Source organism: Cedecea sp. B1(4), from assembly GCF_059414925.1.
Map to the genome: position 1 here is coordinate 1 of NZ_JCAHMZ010000088.1, position 209 is coordinate 209.

The window sequence follows — 209 nt, forward strand, 5'->3', positions numbered from 1 at the left end:
AAAAAAAACAAAAAAACAAAATTAAAAAAAAACAAAAAAAAAAAAACAAAAAAAAAAAAATTTCAACAAAATATAAAAAACACACAAAAACAAAAAAACAAAAAAACCCCCCCAAAACACAAAAAAACCCACCAACCTACCACGGGACTCGCCCAAAAACACGGAATTAAACCCCCTCACACCCCCCCCCAAACAACCAAAAAAAAAAA

At 29.7% G+C, this 209-nt stretch carries 1 protein-coding gene; it reads left to right on the forward strand.

The annotated features are described in order from the left end of the window. On the forward strand, window positions 1-209 hold a 209-nt coding region (locus ACR6JA_RS22200; RefSeq protein ID WP_494599552.1), incomplete at both ends, for a hypothetical protein.